Source organism: Pseudomonas gingeri (assembly GCF_013385635.1).
In the GTDB taxonomy this organism is placed as follows: Bacteria; Pseudomonadota; Gammaproteobacteria; order Pseudomonadales; family Pseudomonadaceae; genus Aquipseudomonas; species Aquipseudomonas gingeri_A.
The window spans coordinates 567296-593077 of record NZ_JACAPR010000010.1; the positions used below are offsets into that span (position 1 = coordinate 567296).

Here is a 25782-nt window from a genome sequence, read left to right on the forward strand (position 1 = left end):
GGATTATCAGACCCGGAAACGCTTGACCAGCAGCCCCAACTCCCGTGACAACTGATCCAGCTCGACACACATCTCGTTGTTTCGTGTGGTGATGGCTTGGGTGTCGTTGATGTGCTGGCTGATCTGCGAGAGGCTCTGATTCACCTCCGCGCCGATACTCGACTGCTCTTCCGCGGCGGTCGCGATCTGGTTGTTCATGCCGTTGATCTCGGACACCGCGCTGCTCACCTGGGCGAGGATCTGGCCGGTGCCGTTGACCTTGGTCACCGCCACTTCACTGCCGCCGAGGCTGCTCTGCATGGTGCTGACCGCCGCCCGTGCGCCCTGTTGCAACTGGCTGATCTTGCTCTGGATTTCCTGGGTGCTTTGCTGGGTACGCTGGGCCAGCGAGCGGACTTCGTCGGCCACCACGGCGAAACCACGACCCTGTTCCCCCGCTCGGGCGGCTTCGATGGCGGCATTGAGGGCCAGGAGATTGGTCTGCTCGGCAATGCCGCGGATCACATCGAGGATGGAGCCGATGGATTCCACGTCGCTACCCAGGGTCTGGATATCCTGGGCGGCCTTCTCGATATCCCGCGCCAGGCCGCCGATGGCATTGACGGTGTCGTTCACGTTGGCCTGCATGGCCTGGGCCTGCTCATCGGTATTGCGGGTCGCCTGGGCGGCGCTCTGTGCCGATTCCGCGACGTTATGGGTGGCCAGGGCCATCTGCTCCATGGCGTGGGTGACCTGCTCGGCATCGCGGGTCTGGCGTGTCAACGCGTCGGAGGCATGCTGGGCGCTCTGCTTGAGCTGCTCGTTGCGCTCCTGCAATTGCTGGGCGCAGCGGGCCAGGTCGAGCACCATATGGCGGATCTTGCCCGCGAACTGGTTGAAGGCAGCGGCCAGTTCGGCGGTTTCCTGATTGCCATCCACCGGCAGTTGGCGGGTGAGGTCGCCGTCTTCGCTGGCCAGGTCCTGCAGGCTACGCGTCAGCAAGCCGAGGGGTTTGACGATGGAGCGGGCGACATAGGCGGCAACGATGCTCAGCACGATCAGCAAGACCAGCATGATGCCCCATTGCTTCCAGCGCAGTGCGTCCATGGTCTGCTGCTGGTGTTGCGTCTGTTCGGCGATCAGGGCGTCAAGGCCATCGACATAAAAGCCGGCGCCGACGGTCCAGTTCCATTTCTCCAGGTAGATGCTGTAGGACAGCTTGGGGTAGGCGGTAGTGTCATTGCCGGGCTTGGGATAGTAATAGGTGACGAAATCGCCGCCTCGTTTGGCGGCGCCGATCAGTTCGCGGATCAGGTAGGTGCCGTGGCTGTCCTTCAGGTCCCAGAAGTTTTTCCCCTCGTCCTTGCCGGCCAGGAAAATCCGGTCGCCCTTGTCGCTGTAGCCGAAGAAATAACCGTCCTGTCCGTAGTGCAACTCGCGCAACCGGCGCTTGGCTTCCTCCTGGGTGGCGGGGGTCATGGCGTCGGCACTGTCATAGAGCGGCTTGACGGTGCTGTAGGCCAGATCGAGGTAGTGCACCAACTCGTCCTTACGGGTCTTGAGCAGGGTCTGGCGCGTCTCCTCGATGCTTCGTTCGCCCATGGCCTGCTGCTCGGAAAAAGCCAGCAACTGAATGATCAAGGCCAGCAAAAGGGCAGGAATGACGGCCAGCAGCAGAACCTTGTTGCGTATTTTCCACTTCATGGGAAGTCCTGGGTCGGGGAGGAATCTTGTTATGTTTTCTTTATCGACCTGCCGGCGCAATTGTTCAGGCCGGTCAGTAGGATTTCTCAAGAGACGCCGGTATCCGCCGGGTGAAATCCGTCCGCGCGGGCACGGGTGCCGATCCCTTTTATCAAGTGCTGGATATGCTCTCTGTATTGAACCGAAGAAGCGATATGACCATCGACTGACTTGACTTCGGGGGCTGGTCGGTGCCGGTCATGGGGTTGCCGGATTGCGAGCGGCTCCACATCCATTCATCGATCATTCCCGTGAAGGCGCAGGCTGTTCACGTAGATAACGCCCGGGCGGCAGGCCCACATGCCGGCTGAAGGCGGTGCTGAAGGTACTGGCCGAGCTGTAGCCGACCCGTTCGGCGATTTGCGCCATGCCGAGATCACCGCGACTCAGCAGGTTTTTCGCCATGGCCATGCGCCAGGCCACCAGGTATTCCATCGGTGGCATGCCGACGGTGCGGGTGAAACGCTCAAAGAACGCGGAGCGTGACAAGGCGGCCACCTTCGCCAGTTGCACCATGGTCCAGGCGCGTGCGGGATCGCCATGCATCTGCCGCATCGCCAGGGCGATATGGCTGTCCGCGAGCCCGCGCAGCAGGCCGGGTGGCGAGTCTTTGCCCGAGGTCGAGCGCAGGGCTTCGATCAGCAGCATCTCCACCAGATGCGTCAGCACCAGGTCGCGGCCTGCGCGCCATTGACTTGCCTCTTCGGCCACCAGCCCGGTCAGCAGCGACAGGCGTTCGACACCACGCACATGGATCTGCGCCGGCAGCAGCGAGACCAGCAGGGCCGCATCAGGCGAGTCGAACAGGAAGTAGCCACCGAGCAGGCGCACATCGGCGGCGCCGTCCTGCCGGCCGTGGCGAACCTCGCCCGTGGGGGTTGCGGCCGCGTTGGGGTCCAAGCATTCGGGGGTGACCGGTTCGAAACCCGACAGGGTAAAGCCGGGTGTCGCCGGCAGGAGCACGAAGTCGCCTGGCTGGAGGGTGAGGACCGGTTGCTGGTCGACCGCGAGCAGGCAACTGCCTTCGAGGACGACACAAAACCCTGGCTGGCCGAAGGCGCAATAGCGCACGCCCCAGACCCCGGCCCCGCTGATGCCTTTGGAGAAGACGGCGCGGGGGCGGAGCAGGGTGATGATCTCGGAGAGTGGATCGTTCATTTTTGGACGATTGCAAAACAAATAAGGACTTTCGATTGTAGAGCGTCCCGTCTCTCGTCGCTATCGTTGCCACTCTTGAAACTACCCCGGATCTCTTTTCATGAAAACCGTGCTTATCACCGGCTGCTCCTCCGGCTACGGCCTTGAAACCGCGCGCTATTTCCACGCCCAGGGCTGGAACGTGATCGCGACCATGCGCACGCCGCGCGAGGACCTGCTGCCCGTTTCGGAGCGCCTGCGGGTCCTGGCGCTCGACGTCACGCAGCCCGAGAGCATTGGCGCCGTGCTTGAGGCGAGCGGGCCCCTCGATGTCCTGGTCAACAATGCCGGCATCGGCCTGTTCGGTGCTTTCGAGGTGACGCCGATGGCGACGACGCGGGAAGTGTTCGAGACCAACACCTTTGGCGTGATGGCGATGACCCAGGCGGTGCTGCCGCACATGCGTGGCCGCCGTTGCGGAGTGATCGTCAATGTGACCTCCAGCGCGACGCTGGCGCCGATGCCGCTGGTGGCCGTGTATACCGCCAGCAAGATGGCGATCGAAGGGTTCACCGCGTCGCTGGCCCATGAACTGGAGGCATTCGATGTCGCGGTGAAGCTGGTCGAGCCGGGCTATGCGCCGACCACCCGTTTCACCAGCAATGGCAGCGCGCGCATGGACGGGCTGATCCCCCCGGCTTATGCGCCGTTCGCCCAGGCCGTCTTTGCCTCCCTCGCCCAGTCGTCGGCGCGGACCACCGAGCTGGACGTGGCCGAAGCGGTATGGCGCGCCGCGACGGATTCCACCGGCCAGCTGCGTTTTGCGGCGGGAGCGGATGCCGTGGCCCTGGCGGGTTGAGAGCCGCGCTGGCGATTGCGGTGGTCCCCCTGATGTGGAATCCTGCCGGGCATTACCTTCCCGAACGTTTCCCCATGTCCCGCTCCCAACGTCTCCTGGCCTTGCTGCAGATCCTGCGTCGTCACCGTTTTCCTGTCGCCGGGGCGGCGCTGGCCAGTGAGCTGGGCATCAACCTGCGCACGCTCTACAGGGATATCGGCACCTTGAAGGAGCAGGGCGCGACCATCGAGGGCGCCGCGGGGCTGGGCTATGTGCTTCGCCCCGGATTCATGCTGCCGCCGTTGATGTTCTCCGAAGATGAGATCGAGGCCCTGGTGCTGGGCGCGCGCTGGGTGGCGGGACGTGCCGACGAGCATCTGGGTCACGCGGCACGCAATGCCCTGGACAAGATTTCAGCGGTGCTGCCGGCGGGCCTGAGGGACGAGCTCGATGCGTCCGCCCTGCTGGTGGGGCCGAGTGCTTCGCTGTTGTCGACGGACATCGTCCAGCCCCTGATTCGCAAGGCGATCCGGGCCGAGCTGAAAACCCTGGTGGTCTACAAGGACCTGAAGGGCGAGGAATCTGCCCGGACGGTCTGGCCGTTTGCCCTGGGGTACTTCGATGAAGCCCGGGTGATGGTGGCCTGGTGTGAGCTGCGGGGCGGTTTTCGGCATTTTCGCACCGACCGGATTGTCGCTTTCACGGTTGCCGAGGAGCGGTATCCCCGCCGGCGCCAGGCACTGTTGAAGGCCTGGCGGCTCCAGGAGGGGATTGCTCCGCAGTAGCTGATCACTGCTGACAGAAATTGGTAGTGGCATACGTAGGATGGAGGCACTGGCAGACATCGCGCTGACAGTTTACTTCTTACTCCACCGTTCAGAGCCACTTCAATGATCAAGCCAAACTTCATTATCCTGTATGTCGATAGCCCGGAAACCAGCGCGCGTTTTTATGCCGAGTTGCTGGGGCGTGCACCGGTGGAGCAATCGCCGACCTTCGCCTTGTTCGCACTGGACTCGGGGTTTATGTTGGGGCTCTGGTCCCGGCATACGGTGGAACCTCGGGTGGCCGAGGTGGGTGTCGCGGGGGAAGTCGCGTTCTCCGTCGAGGACAACGCTATCGTCGATTCGACCTTTCAAACCTGGGTTGCTCGTGGGCTGGGTGTTCTGCAAACACCGACAGAGATGGACTTCGGTTATACCTTTGTCGCTCTCGATCCCGATGGCCATCGCCTGCGTGTGTTTGCGCCATCCGGCAACTGATCGAGCACTCCTGGCCCACGCTTGCCTTGGACCTGATGGTGTGGCGAGGCTCAGGCCCGCCGCGCCATCAGCAGCACCGAAGCCGCCCCCGACAACAGCACCGCGCAACCGCGATTGAACAGGCGCTTGCCCTTGGGCTCGGCGAACCAGCGGCGCATATGCACGCCCATATAGGCGTAGGCGCTGATGGCGATCCATTCCAGCGCCAGGAACAAGGCGCCCAGTACCGCGAATTGCGACGAGACACTCTGGGTCGGGTCGACGAACTGCGGCAGGAAGGCGGTGAAGATCAGGATGGCTTTCGGATTTCCCGCCGCGACCAGAAATTCCTGGCGGGCGAGGGCGGGCAGGCTGGCCGGTGCGCCAGCCGCCTTGGCTTCGGCCTCAGGGTTGGCGCGCCAGAGCTGGATGGCGAGGTAGATCAGGTAGGCCGCGCCGAGGATCTTGATGCCGTAGAACAGCAGCTCGGAAGTCTGCAGCACCACCGCCAGGCCCGCCGAGGCCAGGGCGATCATTCCCCCGAAGGCCAGCAAGCGCCCGAGGCCGGCCAGGCATGAAGTGCGAAAGCCATAACGGGTCGAGTTGCTGACCGACAACAGATTGTTCGGGCCGGGGGCCATGTTCAGGGCGAAGCACGCCGGGATAAACAGGATCAGGGTCGACAGGTCCATGGCAGGCTCCAGATCGAAAGTCGGAAAAACCGACAATAACGTCAAGTCCTGGCCGGATACCAGTGCGTCGCAGGCTTTCCCCATCTGTACCTGAAACTTGCTGCTCAGGTGTACGGTTCAGTGTCGATATTCCAGGGCGGCTGCTCGTTTGGTTGCAGTGCAAGGTCACAGGGCCATCGGCGGGGCGGGTGCTCAACGGTTTACCTCTGCCCCCTCAGCTTGATCGTTTCGATCGTTCCCACGCTCTGCGTGGTAATGCAGCCCGTGACGCTCTGCGTCACATCGCAGAGACATGAGGGGTATGTTCGCCTGTCTGTGTCATCCGGTCATGGCTTGGGATCGCTGTAGAACGCGCAGATCGCATAACCATTGGTGGTGTCGTAAAGCTCGGTCAGGAAGGTATTCAGGAACTCGCGGAAATTGTCCTTGCCGATGGCACAGGCGCCTTCATTCGGGTCGTACAGAGCCATGGCGCCAGTAGGGAAACGCCATACGCCGATGGCATGTGCCGCCCCCGACGGAAAATAGATCACAAAAATACTCATGCTCTCGCGCTTGTTCAGCGGATCGAATTGCAATTTCAGGTCGGCACCGTATTTTTTTGATGTGTACTCGTGCTTTGTTGTCGAGCGATACCAGAAATGCTGGCCGACAGTCACTTTCGCCTGTGTTTCGACGGTTGCCAGACCTGCCCAGCCGGCTTCCATCTTGTTCTGTAGGTTCAAGGCCTTGGCCTTGTTGACGATGCCTTTCGCAGGATCGGTCTTGGCCGTGTTCTGGGCAAACCACATCATCACCAGCGCCGCGCACACGCCTTCATAGTTCATCATGGGACCACCGAGAAACGTGGCAATGGTGTCCTGGGAAGACGTGAACAACAGCGCTCCTGCGCTGCTTTCGACCATTTGCGTAAAGCTCTTGGGCATGGCGCACGCTCCTGATGGCGGTCAAGTCAGTCCCAAGGTGTAGCAGCTACGGCTGCCTGGCGCCATTTCCTGCTGGGTGGTATCCGACAATTGCTTGTGTGTTCCTTGAGTTGTAGCGACGCGGACTGGGGCAGTTTGATCAGTTGTGAAGGGGGCATTGGGCTTGCTTTCGGGGGGCGGTGATAGGCTTGACGACTCAACTGCTGGATGGCTGTTATCGGCCAAAGGCGGACAACGGCAAGCGACCGCTAGCGGCCAGAACCAGTCATTCGGTCTCTGAGAATCTAGGAGCGATTCAAAGGGGAGCCGGGAAAAACGAATCCACCACATGATGCAAGTGTAATTCTATTAAAAATCATGTAGTTGCAGGTTATATGGCTATGCTTTTTCCCGCTCTGCTTTTCCCAGATTGCCACTTTGACGCTTGGTAGGATGGCCAATATGGCCATTTAATGCTACGTATGCTTCTGCCGGATCCGGACACTCGGCGCGCAGATTGCTCTGGGCGCTTGCACCCAAACGCATGACAGGAGTTGCTAGGCATGAGGGATACCTTTCCAGTAGAACACGGTCTGTCCGCATCTGTGGCAGATGGGTTGGTCTACCGATCCGAGGGGGCGATTTCCCTCACTGATGTTCAGTACCTCGCATTGGAGTCTGGCGTGGCGCATGGACAAAGCATGCTGGTGGTTTCCCCTACCTCCACGGGAAAGACTCAAATTGGGCTCTGGGCTATTGCTGAAGGACTGCTCGCAGGGAATAAAACAGTTTATTTGGTGACCCATCGCGCACTGGCCAAGCAGAAATTTGAAGACTTCAAAACGTTGTTGTTGGACAGATATTTGGAGAGCGATGGTGCTTCCATGGTTATTGCCACGGGGGACTACGTCGAAGATGCCACGGGGCAGTATTCTGCGGCACCTCTTAGTGCTCCCCTGGTAATTGCTACATATGAAAAATATTTAGCGCTACTGTCGGCATCTGGGGTGCCGAAAAGCATGCAAAATACGATTGTCGTATGCGATGAAATTCAGCTGATGGGAGACGAAAACCGCGGGCAAAATGTTGAAGTCCTTTTAACACTTATGCGGAACGCGGGTTGGAAGCAGTTTGTAGGATTGTCAGCAGTGCTAAAAAGCAAGGACGCCCAGGACTTAGCGAACTGGCTGCGGGTTCAGCTTATTTTCGAGCAAAAGCGCGAGAAACATTTACGGTATGAATGTTGGATTGGCGATCAGGTTTATTCAGTAAGCAGTGCGAAGCCTGATGTGATGGAATCGGACAAGCGACTGCCTGCTGGAGTTAAAGCGGAAACGATTTCAGCTTTAACCTATTTACTTAAGCAAGATAATCCACCGCTTCCAATAATAGTTTTTTGCATGAAAAAGCAAGATACTTATGATCTTGCTGAGGCTTTTGTAGCTTCGTACCACAAGGGTAAGCAAGGACAGTTGTCGTTAGAGTTTGATACCTTGCCCGAAACTTCAGCTAACACTATGCTGGCGAAAATACTGGATCTCCGAGTAGCGAGTCATAACGCGGACTTGACTGACGAGGAGCGAGGAGTAGTGGAGCGTTACTTGTCAGAAAATAAGCTGGATGTTGTATTTGCTACAAGTACTTTAGCAGCAGGTGTGAATTTCCCTCTAGGGGCAGCAGTATTTGCTAATTGGGAGCGTTGGGACGGCCAGCAAAGGCAGTATGTCGCAATAGATAGCGCAGAGTTCCACAACATGTCCGGGCGGGTCGGGCGCATGGGGTTTGAACATGCAGAAGGGCGTGTAATATATTTTAGTACCGGGCCGCAACGCGCATTAGCTACAAGTTATCTATCAATTGAGCAGCTTCCTGAAATCAAAGCACGAATTGTGCCTGCTAGGTTTGGTCAGCTTTCACTGCAACTGATATCTTCAGGGTTGTGCAACAACAGAACCGAACTTGAAGAGCTTGTTTGTACAACGTTCAGTGCGTTAAGAGAAGAAGATAACAACTTAACTGCATTTAAGACGTGGCCGAGTAAAGTCGGTGTTGCTCTGGCCGGGTTGATTGATGCTGGCTTCGTCGTTGAAACATCTGGTGGGGACCTGAGCCCCACGCCAGTGGGGCGAGCGGTCGGGTTCAGTGGTTTGCTACCTGAAACTGGGGTGTTTTTAATCAACTTTCTGTCTAGGAAGTCACTTTATTTGGCAGAACTCATTGGGCATCTTGAATCGGCGGATCTCAAATCCAGGCTAGAGATGCTTATCTTTTCCGCATGCTTATCCAGCCCTGAGTTTCGTCCGAGAAATGGAGTTAAACCTACTCGGTTCCTGCCTTATCAGTTGAAAGATCCCATTTATGATGCGGAGCACCTCGCAGATGACCTAATGGAATCAATTTGGCAAGTTGACCCAGTACCTACTAATGCGGCATGGTTGTGCCAGAAGTGGACTAGCGGTGTTGAGATTAGGGCAATTGAGCGTGAAGTTAAATCTCTGAGTGCTGGCGCTGTCAAAGAAATGAACAGAAACCTATCCTGGGTCCTACAGGGCTTAGCTGGAATAGCTATGTCCGCCGCCGATAAGCGTGTGCCGCCAGTTCTACGTCCGCCACAGTTAAGAGTGGATGATACTTTGCTGCGCTCGATATCCAAGCTAACGCGCTACATTCGAAGATTAGCATTCAGAGTCCAAGAGGGATTGCCGGACGACATTCTCTGGATGACAGGTGTATCTGCGGCGGGTAGTGCTTTAAAGCTGTATAGGCATGAAATTTTGCTCTTGAAGCAGCATGGAGTCACAACGCCGCAATTGCTTATGCTTGGCAGCCCTGAGGCGAACTCAGCAAGAATTTTAGCTTTTGTAAAATCTAAGCCTAATGCGCAAGCTAAAGCAAATTGGGTACGAGACGCTTGTCGAGATTGGAAAGTTGACCAGCGAAAGCGAATGTCTGTTAGGCATCTAAAACGAGCTAGCAGATGCGATAGTAAGGTTCTAATTGAGAACTATTATGAGGCAAAAGGTGATGCGTTTGAAGTGGCGTTTGAACAGGTGCTTGCTCAGCTAGGCGTAGCGTTTGAAAAATTAGATGACAAGACAAAAACTGGCGCGCCCGACTATCTAGTCAGATTCTTCGATTCGCCTACGTTTGTGGTCGAGCTAAAATCGAAAGAGGGAGATAAACTTGTCGACTACAATAAAGCGGTAGAGGTTTTAGCAGCTTCCGAAATTCATGGCTTTAGAGATTGTTTTTGCGTGACTCTTTGCCATCCCGGAGTAGATCCGAGTGTGCCACAACAAATTACATCCTGTGGCCGGTTAAGCGTAGTTGAAAGCGGGGATTTGGGTGAGGCTCTATTGCGATTGTGCGAGGGAAGCCTTACACAACAACAAGTGTGGCAGTGGCTCTGCACTCCTGGGCAAGCCGTCGCCGAAGACCTGCCATTTCGTTTATATAATTGATTAGTATCTAAGAGAAACTTGTGAGACCTATAGCCCTGCTATTTCTAGTAGGGCTGAAGGCTTTATATCTAGTGCTTCGGCGATCTTGATGACGCTCAAGATTTTTATGAATCGCCCATGGTTTCGTGGACATATCCGACTGACTGCTTATGGCCGATCGCTGCCTCTCGCGAGGGCCACAAACGACCCATTGCGGACATTCGAAAACGCCAAAGATTGTATCTCCTCAACTTCGATATGCTGTATATCCTTCCAAGCCTTGAGGGAGTCGAAGTCAATGACTTCCAAAAAACTTATATTGGCGCAGTAAGAGCATAGTGATACAGTCAAACAAATCTCTTGACGCTTTTGGTTCCGAATGGCACCTCTGAATGGCGACATTGGCCGGCGACGGCATTCGCTGCGTGTAGGCAATTTGGCTAGAGACTATTTACGCTGGAAGGGCGTGACCTGTATATTTCGAATTTTATAAAAGCACGAGGGAAATGTGAAAATATTTCGTCAGTTACTGAGGGAGTTCTGGATACCATTTTTGATTTCTTCGGCGTGGACCGCCTATTCTACGTGGGGCGGAGGTGCAGATGTTAAGAAAATAGTATCTATTTTTGGACCCACCTTTTTTTGATCAGTTGGATCGTGGGGCAAGTTTTTAGAGTTAGAAAGCAGGCTGGTGTAGAGAGTAGCTTTAACAATGTTGAACACCGTCTGGAAAAACTCACAGATAGCCTGGAGCGTAATGTCAGAACGATGGTCGGCCATATAAATGGAGGCGATAGCTTCTGTTACCTAATGCCGAATGGGAAACATGAACAAAAGGGTGCAAGTTTTGTTTTAAGGCATTGTGGAGAGTTTCCATTATTTAATTTGAAAGTTCGAATTGTTGACATTGATGCTCTGAGGCAGGGTGTGACCGCGGAACACTCTTTTGTTATTGATGAGTTTTCAGTGACGGGCTTTCAGCTACTTGATACTCCCCATTTTTCGAAGTCCAGAGCGCTTAACATATTCTATCATTCAAGAAGTGGGAGGGTTGTTCAAGAGGTTAGATTTGCGCAGGTCAATGATCAGAGTTCTTACGCCTATCATATTACACGTGACGGTGAGGTGTTGGCTCAATTTTTACCCGAAGGCTTTGAGTTAGACGAGGAGGATAAAAAGTCATGGCTTGAAACCACGGGAGTTAGCGGGCCTCAGGCACATTGGACATTAGAATATGCGTTCATTGATTTAATGAACGCGAAAGCAGCTTCTCGATGAAGATTGTAGCGTTCTAGCTCAACCCTGATCGCGTAGTGATCTGATGACCGCTTCTGGCCGAAAGCTGCCGCCCGGTCAATGCGTGTCACCGATCGAGCGGCAAGCCGGGTCGGAAGTCAGCCTCGCCTATTTCAACGGAACGTAAATATCCGTTTGCCATTGATCCTGCGGCGTTTCGGGAAAGACGCTCAGGTAATGGAAGAACAACGGATGATCCCGAAGCTCTTCTTTACTGGAGGGAAGCCAGTCGCGGTAAAGCGGGTAGATGGTTTCTCCGATGTAGTCAGGTGAACCCGTATGGCGAATCACGGCACAGCGCCCTGCGGGGATGATCCGTTCATGCACACCGAGTTCATTGGGCAGTACGGCCTCCTTTATCTCGCCGCAAATCGCGAACCGAAAGTCCTCCGCGGGCGTGGTATCGGGATTGTCGTAGGGGATGCCAAAGGAGCGGCTCAGGGCCACCGGCGACTGGCCGCTCCGCATGCGCCATTGACGGAAAAGATTGACGCTTTCACTGACGAGGCCGGGAGCCCCGTGATGTTCAAGCGCTGCCACGCGGGTTTCGGCGAACTCCACGATACGTATCTGCATGGTGATACTCCTGGAAAAGTGAGGGACAACGAATACCGCACTCCAGAGCTGCCAGTTCGGTGCCTTTGCGAACGCACTCGGCGCCATGCCGAAGGCTCGCTTGAACGCCCTTGAAAAGGCCTCGGGGCTTTCGAAGCCAGCACTGAGTGCTGTCTCCAGAACGGACTGATCAGGTGAGCCAACCAATTGGTGCGCGGCGCGCCGAAGCCTCATCAACTGCACATACTGTGCAACCGGAACGCCGACATACGCCGTGAACTGTCGATGAAAATGGAACGCCGAGAAGTTGGCGATCCGGCTCAATGCATTCACCGACAGATCGCCTTCGAGGTACGTATCGATGTAGGCGAGCACGGCGTCGAATCGTTTTGCATAGGCATGGCTGCTGCTTAAGTCAGTCACCGAACGAAAACTCCTGAAGATGCGGTGAGCAATAGCATCCGCCTTTGCGCCCTCGATGTTCCTAGCCGGGTTTGCTCTGATTGGGTTTGGCCTCGCAGTGGAGAGCTGCCGCTTCGCTCACTGGGCAGGGGCCAATCTGTTGCGTCGACCGGTTGAATCCACAACCCCAAGCAGACACTCACGGACGCTGTATCTAGAGCGACAGGTCTGAACGGGGAGTGCTATTAACGAACCGCGCTGATGCCTTCCAGCGTCGAGAAAGAAGTATCTTTCGCCGTCAGTAAAAAGTCTTGCATGTATGGCGTTGCCAGCATGTCTGAACGCACCGCAGCGAACAGAGTCGGAAACAATCCGCTGTCGCCCAGGCGCCGCGCTGTGACATAACCACGAGACGTGTATTCGTATAGCGCCCAGTTCGGCAAGCAGCAAACGCCCCTACCTGATGCCACTAATTGCATCATCATCACGGTCATCTCTGACGTTCGAACGTTGAGTGGCTCGACATCGGCTGGATCGAGGAAGCGTGTGAAGATATCCAGGCGGTCCCGTTCGATGGGGTAGGTGATCAGCGTGAAGGGTTTCAAGTCGATTGGCAGAATGACGTTTTTTCCAACCAGTGGATGGTGATTATCTACTGCCAGTAATGCTTCATAGGCAAACAGCGGCACGTAGGTAATGCCGTTCAGGTTGATTGGATCGGATGTTACGACCAGATCCAGATCCCCACGAGCCAGTGCAGGTAGTGGTGCGAAAGAAAACCCTGATGCCAGATCCATCTCTACCTCGGGCCATGAGGTCCTGAAGGCGTCGATGGCTGGCATTAACCACTGAAAGCAGCTGTGGCACTCAATAGCCATGTGCAAACGTCCAGCTGAGCCCCCCGCTAGCCGGCTGAAATCGCGTTCGGCTTCCCTCAGCAATGGCAGGACTTCGTCAGCCAGTCTCAGCAATCTCAGGCCCGCGCAGGTAAAGCGCATCGGCTTTGATTTGCGCGTGAACAATGTCATTCCCATCCGCTCTTCCAACTCCTTCATCTGATGGGAAATGGCTGACTGAGTAAGATTCAGGCGCTCAGCCGTTTCAACCAGGCTGCTGGTGTCACGCATGGCTTGAACGGTTTTAAGATGACGAATATCGATCATGATTATGAATAAAATTTGAGTTGAGAGGTATTAGGATTAGTTTGTCTCACCATAGATCAATTGACGACAATGGGTCCAGCGAAAGGCATGGAGCCTGAGTGCTGCGTGCGTTGCACCCTGTGCTTTGAGATGCGTTTCGAGCGTACGGCCCTGTACGCCCTCGAACATGGCTTCAGCGTCATCAGCAGTTCGCTGGGGATTTCTCGTTGGAAAGACATGAAACAGATCACCGATAGCGGTATCCGCAGCGCACGGAAATACCCCGGCGTCACTGATTGGGATTACAACTGGCGCAAGAGTGGTGGCGTCGCTCGTGATCGAAGCGGTCAAGCAGATCCGCCATCATGAGCGCGACTAATGTTTTTTTGAAATCAATTCGTTTTTGTTCATACAGCCTCCCTGCTTAAAATGCGCGCAGCTCTTCACAGTGGTCGATCTACAGGCTGCCGAGTGAAGGAACAGAAAGTTGATCAAAGCTGAAAGAAGCAAGACGCCAGTTCAGCTTTGTCGAAATACAGGTGCGGGTCACGATGAAAAACGAATTCACATTTGCTATCAAGAGCATTTGTTTCGATGAGAACTATTGTCCGTCGGACAAGACGCGGATTACCACCAACTTTGCCAATCTGGCGCGAGGAGAGAGTCGTCAGGAGAATTTGCGTAACACCCTGAAGATGATCGACAACCGCTTCAACACTCTGGCGCATTGGGACAATCCTGAAGGTGATCGTTACACGGTCGAGCTGGAAATCATTTCCGCTGAAATGACTATCGATGCGCATCTCAGTGGTAATGCCATCCCGTTGATCGAGGTGTTGAAAACCACCATCGTTGACAGGAAAACCAACGAGCGCATCGAGGGCATTGTTGGAAACAACTTCTCCTCCTATGTGCGGGATTACGATTTCAGTGTCGTGTTGCTGGAGCACAACAAGAATCAGACCGGGTTCAGTACGCCAGACGGTTTCGGCGACCTGCACGGCAAGCTGTTCAAATGCTTCGTCAACTCGGACGCCTACAGAGAGCACTTCAAAAAGCCACCTGTCATCTGCCTGAGCGTTTCGAGCAGCAGAACTTACCAGCGCACCGAGAACCAGCATCCTGTACTGGGTGTTGAATATCAGCAGGATGAATATTCCCTGACGGATGAATATTTCAAAAAGATGGGCTTGAAGGTCCGCTATTTCATGCCGCCGAACAGTGCAGCGCCGTTGGCTTTCTATTTCTCCGGCGATTTGCTCGATGATTACAGCAATCTTGAGCTGATCGGTACGATCAGCACGATGGACACTTTCCAGAAGATCTATCGCCCCGAGATTTACAACGCGAATTCCGCGGCAGGGAAAGTCTATCAGCCCAGCTTGAAACACCAGGACTACTCGTTGACTCGAATCGTGTACGACCGAGATGAGCGCAGTCGTCTGGCTGTTGAGCAAGGGAAGTTTGCTGGAGAGCACTTCATCAAGCCTTATCAGATCATTCTTGAGCAATGGTCTGCCAGTTACGCTCTTTGAGTCATTGAAAATACAAGGTTTTAATCGGCTATGAAAAAACTGTTACCGACTTCAACTGCTGGCAGCTTGCCTAAACCTTCCTGGCTAGCACAGCCTGAAACCCTCTGGTCGCCCTGGAAATTGCAGGATGAAGGGTTGATCGAGGGCAAACAGGATGCATTGCGCCTGGCGCTGCAAGAGCAGCAGCACGCTGGCATCGATATCGTCAGTGACGGCGAACAGACGCGTCAGCACTTTGTGACCACATTTATCGAGCACCTCGAAGGGGTCGATTTCGAAAAGCGCGAAACCGTCAGGATTCGTGATCGCTACGATGCCAGCGTACCCACGGTGGTGGGGGCTGTTGCCCGCAAGAAGCCAGTTTTTGTAGAAGACGCGAAGTTCCTGCGTCAACAAACCGGGCAACCGATCAAATGGGCTCTGCCAGGCCCCATGACCATGATCGACACGCTCTTTGATGCCCACTACAAGAGTCGTGAAAAGCTGGCTTGGGAGTTCGCCAAGATCCTCAACCAGGAGGCCAGGGAACTCGAAGCTGCTGGCGTCGACATCATTCAATTCGATGAACCTGCATTCAATGTGTTCTTCGATGAGGTGAACGAGTGGGGCGTTGCCACCCTGGAACGGGCCATCGAAGGACTCAAATGCGAAACGGCGGTGCATATCTGTTACGGCTACGGCATCAAGGCCAACACCGACTGGAAAAAGACCTTGGGTTCAGAATGGCGCCAGTATGAAGAGGCGTTCCCCAAGTTGCAGAAATCAAGCATCGATATCGTCTCGCTGGAGTGCCATAACTCCCACGTTCCAATGGATCTGATCGAACTCATTCGCGGCAAGAAAGTGATGGTCGGTGCCATCGACGTGGCAAACCATACCATTGAGACGCCTGAGGAAGTGGCCAATACCCTGCGCAAGGCACTTCAGTTCGTCGATGCCGACAAGCTCTATCCATGCACCAACTGCGGCATGGCGCCATTGCCTCGCCAGGTAGCAAGGGGCAAGTTGAATGCGTTGAGCGCCGGTGCAGAGATCATCCGCAAAGAGCTGTCGAACTAGGATTTAGCATGTCACTCCCTGCCACTGAGACAGTTACTGCCATTGAGCCCGTGAGCTTTCGTGAGGCGCTCGGACACTACGCTTCCGGTATTACGGTGATTACATCGCGCACTGGTGACGAACCGATTGGCTTTACGTGTCAGTCGTTCTATAGCGTGTCGATGAACCCGCCGCTGGTGTCGTTCAGCGTCATGTGCAGTTCGGCCAGCTATCCGAAAATTCGCGAGGCGGGTCGATTCGCAGTCAATATTCTATCCGGTGAACAGGTCAGGATTTCCAACCAGTTCGCTCGCCGGGGCACGGATAAATGGCAGGGAATCGAATGGCAGCAATCACCGCTGGGCAATCCGGTTATTGCCGACAGTCTGCATTGGCTGGATTGTGAAATTCACGCTGAATATGTTGCGGGTGATCATGTGATCGTGATTGGTGAAGTGAAAGCGTTAAACCTGCATAAAGCCGACGCGGCGCAGCCGTTGCTGTATTTCAAAGGGCAGTACCGCAATTTGGCGGCACACGGTGCCGTTTGAGCAAAGAGTCTCTGGCAGTGTGTAACGGAGTGTACAGAGGTTACTCCGTTGCTTTGTATTGACGCGACCACCCGGCTAATCACAACGCTCGCACCGGAATGCACAGCTCGCAGTCGAGCTTACCGGCCACCGCATACGTGACGTCCATGGTCATCTGCTCCTGGCGCGGTTTCCCAGGGCAAGCCCCAGTGCAACGACGATCAGTCCCAGGGCCACGGCAAAGGTAATGTGCATGCCGGCTGCCACCGCCTCGGGATCCGCCGTGATGATATCGCTGCTGGTCGTGGCGAATACAAATACCGCGCCCAAGGCTGCGGCGCCGGTGATCAGGCCGAGATTGCGCGACAGGTTGAGCAGGCCGGAAATCACGCCCCGCCGGTCCGCCGGGATTTCGCTCATGACGGCGGTATTGTTGGCCGTCTGGAACACGGCGTAGCCCAGGGTGAGGATCACCATGGGCACGATGTAGCCGGCGATACCCAGGGTTCGCGGCAGCAGCGATAACGCCAGGCAGCCGAGGGCGATGGCCAGCAAACCGACGAGGGTCATCGCGGGTGCGCCGAAGCGGTCGGCGATACGTCCGGCGGGGACGCCGGTCAGTGCCGCGACGGCGGGCCCGATCGCCAGCACCAGGCCGACCTTGGCTGGTTCCAGGGCGAGTGCGCGGGCCAGGTAGAACGGTCCGACCACCAGGGTCGCCATCAGTACCGTGGTGACCAGCGTGCTCATGACCAGGCTGGCGCTCAGCAAGCGGTCACGGAACATCGCCGGTCGGATCAGTGGCGAGGCGACCTTCGTTTCAACCCATCCGAACAGTCCGACACCCACGAGCGCCGCCACCAGCAGGGCGATATTGAGCGGACCGAAATGGCCGCGGCCCAGGGTCATGGCCATCGCGTAGGCACCGAGGGTCAGTGCGAGCAGCAGCGTGCCGAGCAGATCGAAGCGCGGGCGCCGGACCTGCTCTGCAGGCGGGTCGGTGGGCAGGTGGCGATAGGCAAGCAGCCAGGTCAGCAGCCCCAGCGGCAGGCAAATCAGGAAGATCGCCTGCCAACCAAACCCGGCGATCAGGACACCGCCCAGCGACGGACCCAGCGCGGTACCTATGGCCGAGGTGGTGCCGAGCAGGCCCATGGCGCTGCCGATCCGGGCCTTGGGCACGGTCTGGCCGACAAAGGCCAGGGTCAACGCCATCATGATCGCTGCGCCAAGCCCTTGCAGCGCCCGGGCGCCGATCAGCCAGCCGAGTGTCGGTGCCAGGCCGCACAACGCCGAGGCTGCCGTGAACAGGGCAATGCCGGATAGCAGCAGGCGGCGCCGGCCCAGCAGGTCGCCCAGGCCCCCGGCACTGACGATCAGCGTGGTGATGGCCAGCAGATAGGCGAGGACGACCCACTGGACCTGCTGGAAAGACGCATCGAACACCTGGGCCAGGGTCGGCAGGCCGACATTGGCGATGCTGGTGCCGAGGGACGACAGCAGCATGGACAGGGCCAGGCTGCCCAGGGCCCAGCGCACTGATGGCGCATATCCGCTACGGTCGATGGCGGCTTGATGTCGTGCGGTGGTGGTTTTCATCCTGTCCTCTTTTCCCGGCGCTGCCGATACGCAGCTACCGGAAATCTACACCGGCCCCTACTATGGCGGAAGGCGCATGGGTTGCAGGTTATTCATGCGTCTGACGCTATCCATGAATCACCTGAAGCCGGGGCTGCCGATGTCGACACCTGACCTGAATCTGTTGCTGACCCTCGATGTGCTGCTGGCCGAGGGTAGCGTGGCGCGAGCGGCCGAGCGTTTGCGCCTGAGTCCGTCGGCGATGAGCCGGGCGTTGGCGCGCCTGCGGGAAACCACCGGTGACCCGCTGCTGGTCCGGGCCGGACGTGGCCTGGTGCCGACACCCCGGGCTCTGGAGTTACGCGAGCGGGTCGGGCGCCTGGTGGAGGAGGCGCAGGCCATGTTACGGCCTGTCGAGCAGCTTGATCTCGGGCAGTTGGTCCGGACCTTTACCCTGCGCACCAGCGAAGGCTTCGTGGAAAATTTCGGCGCGGCGTTGATCGCCCGTGTCAGCCAGCAGGCGCCGGGTGTGCGCCTGCGCTTCGTGCAGAAACCGGACAAGGACAGCACACCACTGCGCGACGGCACGGTGGATCTGGAAACCGGTGTGGTGGGCAAGGCGGCGAGCCCGGAGCTGTTTACCCAGGCGCTGTTCCGCGACCGTTTTGTTGGTGTGGTGCGCGCCGGGCATCCGTTGAGCGAAGGTGAAATGACCCCGGCTCGCTATGCGGCGGGCCGGCATATCAGCGTGTCACGTCGCGGGCTCGACAAGGGACCGATCGACGATGGGCTCAAACGGCTAGGGCTGGAAAGGGAAGTGCTGGCGATTGTCGCGGGCTTCTCCACCGCGCTGGCGTTGGCCCGTTCCAGTGATCTGATTGCCAGTGTGCCGGAACGGCATACCGCGAAGCTGCGATTGGATATGCACAGCTTCGTCCTGCCGCTCGACGCGCCGGACTTCAGTGTATCGATGCTCTGGCATCCGAGGATGGATGCCGATCTGGCCCATCGCTGGTTGCGCGGCTGTCTGCGGGAAGTCTGCGCGCTTTAATCGCGCAGCATGCTCGCGCCGTATTCACTGAAGCTGCTGCCCAGGTTGCTGTTCATCGAACCGCTTTCCTGGCTGACACGGACGCTGCTGTTGTAGTGCTGCTGGCAACTCAGTGTCTCGCAGGCGCTGTTGTTCTGGGTGGTCACGCCGGAGCAGGCGCTCAACAGCAGACTGCCGACGACCAGTGCGGCTTTGATGAGGCTCGGTTTCATATTCGCTTTCCCTGGGCTGACACATTTTGTAATAGGTGCTCAGCCCATCTTACGCCTTCGCCGGCCGCTGCTACATGAAACTTTCGGGGCTCAGGTAGCGCTCGGCACTGAGGCTGTAGAGCAGGCTGTGGGGCTGGCCTGGAACATCGTCCAGCTCACCGTCGACGATCATCCGGGCACGCTCCAGGGTGCGGCGCGAGGGCAGGTTGTCCGGTCGCACCAGGCCGATCACCTCGTTGCGCTCCAGGGTCCTGAAGGCCAGGTGCAGGGCGGCTTCGACCATTTCGCTGGCGTAGCCCTTGCCCCAGGCGTCCGGCGCAAAACGGAAATACAGGTTCAACCCGGTGCGCGAACCGAAGAGGCCGTCCTGGAGTCCGCCGAAACCCAGGACTTTCTCCGGGTGTTCCTTGTCGCAGACGGCCCAGTAGCCGAAGCCCCGGGTTTTCCAGTGCTCGATCCAGTTGAACAGGTTGCTGCTGGTGGTTTCCAGGGACGCTGTGCCCTTGGGGTTGTAGCGATTGGTCTGCGGGTCTCCGTGGATGGCCTGGGCGACCTTGAGGTCGTCCGCCTGCACCGGACGCAGCAGCAGTCGATGCGTCTGAAGAGGGTGCTGAATGATGGGCACAGATGTGGAAGCCGACATGTGGGATGTTCCTCCAGAGCAACACGATGAAGCGGATAATGCGCCGCCAGGGGAGTTTTCTTCAATACGCTGTCGGGTTGGCTGAGTACTTTGCTTCTCACATTTTACTGAGAGGGAAGTAGTCGATGAGCGTTCTGATTTCCATGGCCGCCTTTGCACTGGCGTCGTCCATCACCCCCGGCCCGGTCAATGTCGTGTCCCTGAGTTCCGGCGCACAGTTCGGCCTGCGCGCCAGCCTGCGGCATGTCACCGGTGCCACCGTGGGCTTCACCCTGCTGCTGGTCTTGATCGGCCTGGGCTTGCACGAGCTGTTGCTGGCGCTGCCCGCGCTGACGCGGCTGATCCAGCTCGGCGGCGTGGCGTTCCTGCTGTACATGGCCTGGAAGCTGGCGCTGGACGACGGCTCGCTGAATGCCGGCCAGCCCGGCAAGCGACCGACCCTGGCGGTCGGCGCGGTGATGCAATGGCTCAACCCCAAGGCCTGGCTGGCCTGTGTGGCGGGCATGGGCGCGTTTGCCGCCAACGGCGACACGCGGGTGGTGCTGGAGTTTGCCTTGATCTACTTCGTGATCTGCTATGGCTCGATTGCCTGCTGGGCCTTTGCCGGGACCTTTTTGCGCCGATATCTGGAAAATCCCCGGGGCATGCGCCTGTTCAACCGGCTGATGGCCCTGTTGCTGGCGCTCAGTGCGATCTACCTGCTGCTGCCGTGAGTCTTCAGCCGCGATATTGTCCCGGTGTCGCGGCCAGGTGTTGCTTGAAGGTCCGCTGGAAGTGCGCCTGATCGGCAAAGCCGGCTTCCAGGGCGACATCGGCAATCAGTCGGCCGCGACGCAACTGGTTGCGCGCGTACTGGATGCGCCGGTTGACCAGGAAGGCGTGGGGCGTCATGCCATAGTGCTGCTTGAAGGCGCGGGTCAGGTAGGACGCCGACAGTTGCGCGGCCTGGCAGATGTCCTCCAGTTTCAGCGCTTCGGTGCAGTGCTTGTGGATATAGGCCGCGGCCCGCTCCAGTTTCTGGTTGATCTCGCGGGCGGGGACCGGCGCCGGGTTCAGCCGGTGTTGCAGCAGGGTGAAGAACTCGACGATGGCGCACTGTTTTTCCAGGTGGGCGAGGTCGTTGTCCACCAGTTGTTCGTAGAGCAGGTTCAAGCCGCGGAAGAGCAGCGGATCGGTGCTGTGGGTGGCGGAAAACGCCCGGAAATCCAGGTCCGGACTGAACCCCAGTTCATGTTGCAGGGACGTCAGCCAGGGTGTCTCGACATAAAACATCCGATAGGCCCAGGGCTGGTCGTCGATAGGGTTGCAAGCGTGCACCTCACCAGGATTCATCAGCACCACGGTGCCGGCTTCGACCTGCCATTGCTGCTGTTCATTGATATAGGTACTGCGCCCTTGAGTGATCGCGCCGATGGAGAAATGCTCGTGGGAATGACGCGCATAACAAACCTTGCGGCCGTCCTGGATCGAACGGGCCTCGATAAACGGCAGCGTGGCATCGCGCCAGAAATACGGGGCCTTGTCGTCGAGAGGGGCAGCGGCAGGTTTGTGCATGGTCGATTCCATTGATTCAGCCGGCGAGATCGAATTCTTTCATCAGAATGGCAGGAGAGACGTTGCTTGGGAACAGCGCTGTTGCAGTCTCGGCGTAGTAGAGGAGGCGACTATTGTCTTATGATGATGGCAATTAAATATTGCCCGGCTCAGCGCTTCGCCCGGTCGTCCTGCACGCGTCAATGAGACCGTTCCGAGGGCGCGCAAGTGCTGGCCCATTACGTGTTGACTAGGGATGGTGTGCATGCACAAGGCCCATTTTGGGGAAAATCGTCGTCAGGTACTGAGCTGGCTGACGGATCACTGGCTGGAAGACGGGCCGGTGGTGTGTTTCGTCGAAGGGTTCCCCGGCGTTGGGAAGAGTGAGCTCTCGGCGGAACTGGCGATGCATGTCGAGCAGTTGGAGGGCTGGCAGGTCATCATCGAAGAGGTGGTGGAACGTGCGGGTGCACTGCAGGGGACGCTGTCCGATATCGCCGAAAGGCTGACGACGCTGGGCGTCGAAACGATGTTGAACACCTTGCTTTCCGAGCAACCCAATCCCGCTTTTGCCCTGGAGCAGGCATTGCGCAAACCGGTGCTGATCGTTCTCGATGAGGCGCAGCGCCTGTTCAAGGCGGATACGGGGGAGCCGCAAGGCGACCTGGTCGGGATTCTGGCCTTCCTGAGAGCCCGACCCACCCTCCGGGGGCGATTGCTATTGGTCAGCGACCGCCTGGTCGAGCGTGCGCGTTGGTCGGAGAGCTTCCCGATCAAAACCTTGACGGCGCTGACAGAGGAGGACGCTATCGCGCTGCTGGACGACCGGTTGTTGGGCAGCGGCAATCTTGACGCGGTACCGCCGGAGCGCAAGCCGGAACTGATCCGTTCATTGGGCTGCAATCCGAGGGCTATCGAGAGTCTGGTGGCGACCCTGGCCTATGAGTCCCTGGATGAGGTGATAGGTGCCAATCCCAGTCTCTGGGCTTATCAGGATCGAGAAGTCTCCCGTGATTTCCTGCAAAGGCTCGAACGCGATCTGCTGGAACGCACCATGAGTCATCTGGAGCCGCTCCAACAGCGTCGGCTACGCATGCTCTCTGCCCATCGCAGAAGTTTCGAACGGGTGTGTTTTGAGGTGATCTGTGGCGGTGTCAGCAAAGACGCCAATGATTTTCGCAATCTGCTGATTACCCGCTTTCTGCTCAGCCAACGTCAGGGTTGGCATTCGTTGCACCCGATCATCCGGGAAATCGGACTGGCCCATCTGCGCGATTGCGGGCCTGATTTCAGGCAGGCTCACTCCAAAGCCGCCGATTATCATATTCGCCCCTACGAAGCACGAGCGATGGTGATGGACCAAAAGCGAGTCGCCAGTACCTTCGCGGAACTTCGCTATCACCTGCACCATGCCGGTCGTCACGAAGACCTCAATCGGGTCGTGTTGAGCACCGCCGACCATCTGATGAAAACCATCAAGTCGAACTCGAAGATTCCGGCAGGGGAAGAGCTGGATGAATTGATCTCGGTGCTGACCATTCTGCTGGAGGATTGCCTGGTCAGGCCGCTTGAGTATTACCTGGCTCGTTGTCTCAACCAGCGCAACAGGGTGGGCGATATCGAGCTCGCGCTGGGGCACGCCAAATTGGCTGTCGGCGCTGACGGTCCACGGGATGCCGCGGACTTTGTAGCTCGTCTTGAAGAGCGCCTGGGCCGTATCGACGATGCATTGCTGACCCTCAATGCTGCGATCGAAGCGTATTCGGAGGGTGGAAATCCAGTCTCTCTCTACTTGCACGGCGTCAAGCTACTCAGGAGCAAAGGACGGACGGAGGAGGCTCTGGATCTGCTAAGACGGGGTATGGCCGCTATCCCGGCAGAAAAGAATGTCGTCGCGCTTTATCATGCGCACGTGCAACTTCTGGTGGAGGAAAATCGTAGTCCTGAAGCCATCGAGTTTTTGCTCGAGGGGATCAATCTCATATCCGCCGAGTTCAATAGTGTGGTGCTGTATACGCAGTGCGCCGAACTGCTGAAGAAAAATGACCAGTGTGATCGAGCTATTTCCTTGTTGCTCGATGGTATTAAAAAGGTGCCTGCGGAATTCAATCTCGTGGCGCTGTATCAGCTGTGCGCAGAGTACTTGAAAGAGGATGGGCGGCAGTCACAGGCGATTGAGCTGGTCGAAGAGGGACTTGAAAAACTGCCGGTGGAGTGCAATCGCGCCGCCCTCTATCTTATCGGTGCCGAGTTCCTCAAGGACGATGGGCGGCGACCGGAAGCCATTGCGTTATTGGTTGAGAGCATGAGGATATTGCCCCATGAATTTCACCAGATTCCGATCTATACCCAGTGCGCTTATCTGATGAGGCTGGAAAACCGAATTGATGAGGCACGTCTGCTGCTTTCCAATCCGCAAATGCCACGGCACATTGCCGAGAGTGGGACTATCAGAGAAAAATCTGTTTTCAATTCTGCTATCGGACTTGATCTTGATTATTTGTGGGGTGTTATCGAGCTTGATAAGGGCGCGTCGGCGATCGCTTTTCTCGCCAAATGTCTTTTGGCTCAGATCGAGGGGCGCTGGGCTGACGGTGCGCAAATCGCCCGTGAAGGCCGAGCACAGTGGCCATCAAGTTACTACCTTGTTATTCAGGAGGTGTTTTGCCGGTTGTGCGCTGGCGAGGTGAACGATGCGCACGTCGTGTTGGAATCGCTCGAACGCTTGGGTGATGAGTCCGGGCATGTCGGCACCTGGTTGCGCTGTTTCATTGCCTTTCGCCAGGGCAATCTATCCCTGGCATCTCATCTTTATTCGGTCTATATCGGTGCAAGGCAGCTTAGGGACTTCTCTCCGACACGGGCAGACCTGTTGGAGTTGTGGAATGAGCCGGTGTCCTACTCGGCGGCTCATCCTGCCAACTGCCTGACGTTGTTGCCTCCCTCTTTGACCGGAATGGACCACGTGGTGAGACGGCCACTGAATATGGACGCCTGTCACGAACTCACGGATTGGATAACGCATATGAAAGAACATGGCAGCCACGCGACGACACAACCCTCGACGTCCCACGTACCGGCGCAGCAAGCGCTTTCCCGCGGCCCTTCGGTTCTGGTGATGGCCACGGAGTGGAAGTCCGCCCATGGCGGGTTGTCCACGTTCAACCGCGAGTTTTGCCGGGCCCTGGCAGCGGCAGGGTGCAGGGTCGTCTGTGCGGTGCCGGATGCCACCGAAGCGGAAATCGGTCATGCCCGGGAATATGACATCCATCTTCTGCGCGCGCCTGGAGGGCCCGGCTCCCAAGTCATGAGCGGATTGCTTCGCCGTCTGGATTTGCCGGAGGGATTCAATCCACAACTGGTGGTGGGGCATGGACGGATTACCGGTCCGGCGGCGGATGTCCAGGCAACGGATTTCTTCCGTGAGGCCAAGCGGATTCATTTTGTCCATATGGCTCCGGGCGAGATCGAGTGGTTCAAGGGCAAGGACGATGCCGCGGCCCAGAGCGAGGAGCGTGAAAGGATTGAGCTCGGGCTCTCAGAAACGGCTGCATTGGTCGTTGCAGTTGGCCCGCGCTTGTCCCGTGAGGCGCGTAATCTGGTGGCGGCGCTGGAGAGTCCTCCGGATGTCCATGAAATGATTCCGGGCTTTTCCTGCTCGGCGATGAGGAGTCCACCGAGTGGGCTGCATTGTCTGATTCTGGGGCGTGCCGAGGATCTGGAACTCAAGGGACTGGATATCGGAGCTCTGGGGCTGGCCAAGCTGCTGGACCGTAACGTGCGTTTCCAGTCGGACCCCGAGCTGATTGTACGGGGTGCGCCACAAGGAACAGGCGCCGCCTTGCGCATGCAACTGTTGAATATTCCCGGTGCGGAAAATCTGTCGATTCGGGTGCGCGAGTATGCCAGCGAGGGGAATACGATCGAGGGTGACCTGAGGCGCGCGACATTGTTATTGATGCCCTCCCGGCGTGAAGGGTTCGGCCTGGTCGCCCAGGAAGCCCTGGCTCTCGGCGTCCCCATTCTGGTCAGCCGCCAGAGTGGTATCGGTGAGTTCCTTCGGCACGTCTTGGGCGATGTCGAGTCCCAGCATTACATTGTGGAGGCCAGGGACGATTTGGCGTCAGCCTCCGATGAGTGGGCCAAGCGTATCGAAGGGGTACTGCGCGATCCGCAGGCGGCCTTCCAGCGAGCTCATGAGCTCGCCCGGAAATTGGCTTCGGAGTATTCATGGAAGCATGCTGTCGGCTTACTGTTGGATACGATCAAAAAATGATGTGACAAGGCCTCGG

At 57.5% G+C, this 25782-nt stretch carries 22 protein-coding genes and 1 pseudogene; 12 read left to right on the forward strand and 11 right to left on the reverse strand.

Annotated elements, in window-relative coordinates; translation table 11 throughout:
- Positions 1 to 6: 6 nt before the first annotated feature.
- The 3 genes and pseudogenes from HX851_RS45440 to HX851_RS12970 all read right to left on the reverse strand — a co-directional run bounded on the left by HX851_RS45440 (position 7) and on the right by HX851_RS12970 (position 2880).
- Positions 7 to 849 carry a methyl-accepting chemotaxis protein gene (locus HX851_RS45440; RefSeq protein ID WP_370590660.1) on the reverse strand — a complete coding sequence of 281 codons (843 nt, stop codon included), beginning with the start codon at positions 847 to 849 and terminating at the stop codon, positions 7 to 9.
- 15 nt (positions 850 to 864) lie between these two features.
- A pseudogene (locus HX851_RS45445) lies at positions 865 to 1683 on the reverse strand (cache domain-containing protein); the annotation flags it as partial.
- A 282-nt stretch (positions 1684 to 1965) separates the two neighbouring features.
- Entirely contained in the window at positions 1966 to 2880 is a 915-nt protein-coding gene (locus tag HX851_RS12970; RefSeq protein WP_177065604.1) for an AraC family transcriptional regulator, read from the reverse strand.
- A 100-nt stretch (positions 2881 to 2980) separates the two neighbouring features.
- Here HX851_RS12970 and HX851_RS12975 point away from each other — a divergent pair, with 100 nt between their 5' ends.
- The 3 genes from HX851_RS12975 (at position 2981) to HX851_RS12985 (ending at position 4959) form a co-directional block, all read left to right on the forward strand.
- Entirely contained in the window at positions 2981 to 3718 is a 738-nt protein-coding gene (locus HX851_RS12975) for an SDR family oxidoreductase (RefSeq protein ID WP_177065606.1), read from the forward strand.
- Positions 3719 to 3792: 74 nt separating this feature from the next.
- Positions 3793 to 4482 carry a helix-turn-helix transcriptional regulator gene (locus HX851_RS12980; RefSeq protein ID WP_177058852.1) on the forward strand — a complete coding sequence of 230 codons (690 nt, stop codon included), beginning with the start codon at positions 3793 to 3795 and terminating at the stop codon, positions 4480 to 4482.
- Between the two features lie 105 nt (positions 4483 to 4587).
- A complete protein-coding gene (locus tag HX851_RS12985) occupies positions 4588 to 4959 on the forward strand; it encodes a VOC family protein (protein WP_177065608.1) in 372 nt (123 codons plus the stop codon).
- Between the two features lie 50 nt (positions 4960 to 5009).
- Here the strand turns inward: HX851_RS12985 and HX851_RS12990 are convergent, their stop codons facing one another.
- Positions 5010 to 5630 carry a LysE family translocator gene (locus tag HX851_RS12990; protein ID WP_017124693.1) on the reverse strand — a complete coding sequence of 207 codons (621 nt, stop codon included), beginning with the start codon at positions 5628 to 5630 and terminating at the stop codon, positions 5010 to 5012.
- Between the two features lie 326 nt (positions 5631 to 5956).
- The gene (locus tag HX851_RS12995) at positions 5957 to 6556 is read right to left on the reverse strand and encodes a hypothetical protein (RefSeq protein WP_177058848.1); all 600 of its coding nucleotides are present in this window, start codon (positions 6554 to 6556) and stop codon (positions 5957 to 5959) included.
- Positions 6557 to 7098: 542 nt separating this feature from the next.
- Here HX851_RS12995 and HX851_RS13000 point away from each other — a divergent pair.
- Both HX851_RS13000 and HX851_RS13005 read left to right on the forward strand, forming a co-directional pair.
- Positions 7099 to 9996: a DEAD/DEAH box helicase gene (locus HX851_RS13000; protein ID WP_177065610.1), complete on the forward strand. Its 2898-nt coding sequence runs from the start codon at positions 7099 to 7101 to the stop codon at positions 9994 to 9996.
- A 621-nt stretch (positions 9997 to 10617) separates the two neighbouring features.
- The gene (locus tag HX851_RS13005; RefSeq protein ID WP_177065611.1) at positions 10618 to 11253 is read left to right on the forward strand and encodes a hypothetical protein; all 636 of its coding nucleotides are present in this window, start codon (positions 10618 to 10620) and stop codon (positions 11251 to 11253) included.
- Positions 11254 to 11379: 126 nt separating this feature from the next.
- On the opposite strand, the gene HX851_RS13010 is transcribed toward HX851_RS13005, so the two are convergent.
- Both HX851_RS13010 and HX851_RS13015 read right to left on the reverse strand, forming a co-directional pair.
- Complete coding sequence (locus tag HX851_RS13010) at positions 11380 to 12249, reverse strand: AraC family transcriptional regulator (protein ID WP_177065612.1); 870 nt, start codon at positions 12247 to 12249, stop codon at positions 11380 to 11382.
- A 224-nt stretch (positions 12250 to 12473) separates the two neighbouring features.
- The gene (locus HX851_RS13015) at positions 12474 to 13391 is read right to left on the reverse strand and encodes a LysR substrate-binding domain-containing protein (RefSeq protein WP_177065613.1); all 918 of its coding nucleotides are present in this window, start codon (positions 13389 to 13391) and stop codon (positions 12474 to 12476) included.
- 87 nt (positions 13392 to 13478) lie between these two features.
- On the opposite strand from HX851_RS13015, the gene HX851_RS13020 reads away from it, so the two are divergent.
- The 4 genes from HX851_RS13020 (at position 13479) to HX851_RS13035 (ending at position 16494) form a co-directional block, all read left to right on the forward strand.
- Positions 13479 to 13739 carry an epoxyqueuosine reductase QueH gene (locus HX851_RS13020; RefSeq protein ID WP_439899220.1) on the forward strand — a complete coding sequence of 87 codons (261 nt, stop codon included), beginning with the start codon at positions 13479 to 13481 and terminating at the stop codon, positions 13737 to 13739.
- Between the two features lie 182 nt (positions 13740 to 13921).
- Positions 13922 to 14905, forward strand: a complete 984-nt coding sequence (locus tag HX851_RS13025; RefSeq protein ID WP_177060118.1) for a DUF1852 domain-containing protein — start codon at positions 13922 to 13924, stop codon at positions 14903 to 14905.
- Between the two features lie 30 nt (positions 14906 to 14935).
- The gene (locus tag HX851_RS13030) at positions 14936 to 15964 is read left to right on the forward strand and encodes a methionine synthase (protein ID WP_177060116.1); all 1029 of its coding nucleotides are present in this window, start codon (positions 14936 to 14938) and stop codon (positions 15962 to 15964) included.
- An 8-nt stretch (positions 15965 to 15972) separates the two neighbouring features.
- On the forward strand, positions 15973 to 16494 hold the full coding sequence (locus tag HX851_RS13035) for a flavin reductase family protein (RefSeq protein WP_177060114.1): 522 nt from the start codon (positions 15973 to 15975) through the stop codon (positions 16492 to 16494).
- A gap of 150 nt (positions 16495 to 16644) precedes the next feature.
- Here HX851_RS13035 and HX851_RS13040 read toward each other — a convergent pair whose 3' ends face one another.
- The gene (locus tag HX851_RS13040) at positions 16645 to 18072 is read right to left on the reverse strand and encodes an MFS transporter (protein ID WP_177065615.1); all 1428 of its coding nucleotides are present in this window, start codon (positions 18070 to 18072) and stop codon (positions 16645 to 16647) included.
- Between the two features lie 139 nt (positions 18073 to 18211).
- Between HX851_RS13040 and HX851_RS13045 the strand changes: the two genes are divergently transcribed.
- Positions 18212 to 19102 (forward strand): LysR family transcriptional regulator, encoded by an 891-nt coding sequence (locus HX851_RS13045; protein ID WP_177065777.1) that lies wholly within the window; start codon positions 18212 to 18214, stop codon positions 19100 to 19102.
- Here the strand turns inward: HX851_RS13045 and HX851_RS13050 are convergent.
- Together HX851_RS13050 and HX851_RS13055 are read right to left on the reverse strand one after the other, a co-directional pair.
- The gene (locus tag HX851_RS13050; RefSeq protein ID WP_177060110.1) at positions 19099 to 19314 is read right to left on the reverse strand and encodes a hypothetical protein; all 216 of its coding nucleotides are present in this window, start codon (positions 19312 to 19314) and stop codon (positions 19099 to 19101) included. The two genes, HX851_RS13045 and HX851_RS13050, sit on opposite strands and share 4 nt — an antisense overlap.
- A gap of 70 nt (positions 19315 to 19384) precedes the next feature.
- The gene (locus HX851_RS13055; protein ID WP_177060108.1) at positions 19385 to 19957 is read right to left on the reverse strand and encodes a GNAT family N-acetyltransferase; all 573 of its coding nucleotides are present in this window, start codon (positions 19955 to 19957) and stop codon (positions 19385 to 19387) included.
- A gap of 125 nt (positions 19958 to 20082) precedes the next feature.
- Between HX851_RS13055 and HX851_RS13060 the strand changes: the two genes are divergently transcribed.
- Positions 20083 to 20670: a LysE family translocator gene (locus tag HX851_RS13060; protein WP_177065616.1), complete on the forward strand. Its 588-nt coding sequence runs from the start codon at positions 20083 to 20085 to the stop codon at positions 20668 to 20670.
- 4 nt (positions 20671 to 20674) lie between these two features.
- On the opposite strand, the gene HX851_RS13065 is transcribed toward HX851_RS13060, so the two are convergent.
- Entirely contained in the window at positions 20675 to 21511 is an 837-nt protein-coding gene (locus HX851_RS13065) for an AraC family transcriptional regulator (RefSeq protein ID WP_256262481.1), read from the reverse strand.
- A gap of 244 nt (positions 21512 to 21755) precedes the next feature.
- Between HX851_RS13065 and HX851_RS13070 the strand changes: the two genes are divergently transcribed.
- Entirely contained in the window at positions 21756 to 25766 is a 4011-nt protein-coding gene (locus HX851_RS13070) for a glycosyltransferase (protein WP_177065618.1), read from the forward strand.
- Positions 25767 to 25782: the final 16 nt, after the last annotated feature.

Excerpts from the sequence above, each read along its gene's own strand:
- HX851_RS45440 (WP_370590660.1), bottom strand. The coding sequence starts at position 849 with ATGGTGCTCGACCTGGCCCGCTGCGCCCAGCAATTGCAGGAGCGCAAC.
- HX851_RS12970 (WP_177065604.1), bottom strand. The coding sequence starts at position 2,880 with ATGAACGATCCACTCTCCGAGATCATCACCCTGCTCCGCCCCCGCGCC.
- HX851_RS12975 (WP_177065606.1), top strand. The coding sequence starts at position 2,981 with ATGAAAACCGTGCTTATCACCGGCTGCTCCTCCGGCTACGGCCTTGAA.
- HX851_RS12980 (WP_177058852.1), top strand. The coding sequence starts at position 3,793 with ATGTCCCGCTCCCAACGTCTCCTGGCCTTGCTGCAGATCCTGCGTCGT.
- HX851_RS12985 (WP_177065608.1), top strand. The coding sequence starts at position 4,588 with ATGATCAAGCCAAACTTCATTATCCTGTATGTCGATAGCCCGGAAACC.
- HX851_RS12990 (WP_017124693.1), bottom strand. The coding sequence starts at position 5,630 with ATGGACCTGTCGACCCTGATCCTGTTTATCCCGGCGTGCTTCGCCCTG.
- HX851_RS12995 (WP_177058848.1), bottom strand. The coding sequence starts at position 6,556 with ATGCCCAAGAGCTTTACGCAAATGGTCGAAAGCAGCGCAGGAGCGCTG.
- HX851_RS13000 (WP_177065610.1), top strand. The coding sequence starts at position 7,099 with ATGAGGGATACCTTTCCAGTAGAACACGGTCTGTCCGCATCTGTGGCA.
- HX851_RS13015 (WP_177065613.1), bottom strand. The coding sequence starts at position 13,391 with ATGATCGATATTCGTCATCTTAAAACCGTTCAAGCCATGCGTGACACC.
- HX851_RS13020 (WP_439899220.1), top strand. The coding sequence starts at position 13,479 with ATGGAGCCTGAGTGCTGCGTGCGTTGCACCCTGTGCTTTGAGATGCGT.
- HX851_RS13025 (WP_177060118.1), top strand. The coding sequence starts at position 13,922 with ATGAAAAACGAATTCACATTTGCTATCAAGAGCATTTGTTTCGATGAG.
- HX851_RS13030 (WP_177060116.1), top strand. The coding sequence starts at position 14,936 with ATGAAAAAACTGTTACCGACTTCAACTGCTGGCAGCTTGCCTAAACCT.
- HX851_RS13035 (WP_177060114.1), top strand. The coding sequence starts at position 15,973 with ATGTCACTCCCTGCCACTGAGACAGTTACTGCCATTGAGCCCGTGAGC.
- HX851_RS13040 (WP_177065615.1), bottom strand. The coding sequence starts at position 18,072 with ATGAAAACCACCACCGCACGACATCAAGCCGCCATCGACCGTAGCGGA.
- HX851_RS13045 (WP_177065777.1), top strand. The coding sequence starts at position 18,212 with ATGTCGACACCTGACCTGAATCTGTTGCTGACCCTCGATGTGCTGCTG.
- HX851_RS13050 (WP_177060110.1), bottom strand. The coding sequence starts at position 19,314 with ATGAAACCGAGCCTCATCAAAGCCGCACTGGTCGTCGGCAGTCTGCTG.
- HX851_RS13055 (WP_177060108.1), bottom strand. The coding sequence starts at position 19,957 with ATGTCGGCTTCCACATCTGTGCCCATCATTCAGCACCCTCTTCAGACG.
- HX851_RS13060 (WP_177065616.1), top strand. The coding sequence starts at position 20,083 with ATGAGCGTTCTGATTTCCATGGCCGCCTTTGCACTGGCGTCGTCCATC.
- HX851_RS13065 (WP_256262481.1), bottom strand. The coding sequence starts at position 21,511 with ATGCACAAACCTGCCGCTGCCCCTCTCGACGACAAGGCCCCGTATTTC.
- HX851_RS13070 (WP_177065618.1), top strand. The coding sequence starts at position 21,756 with ATGCACAAGGCCCATTTTGGGGAAAATCGTCGTCAGGTACTGAGCTGG.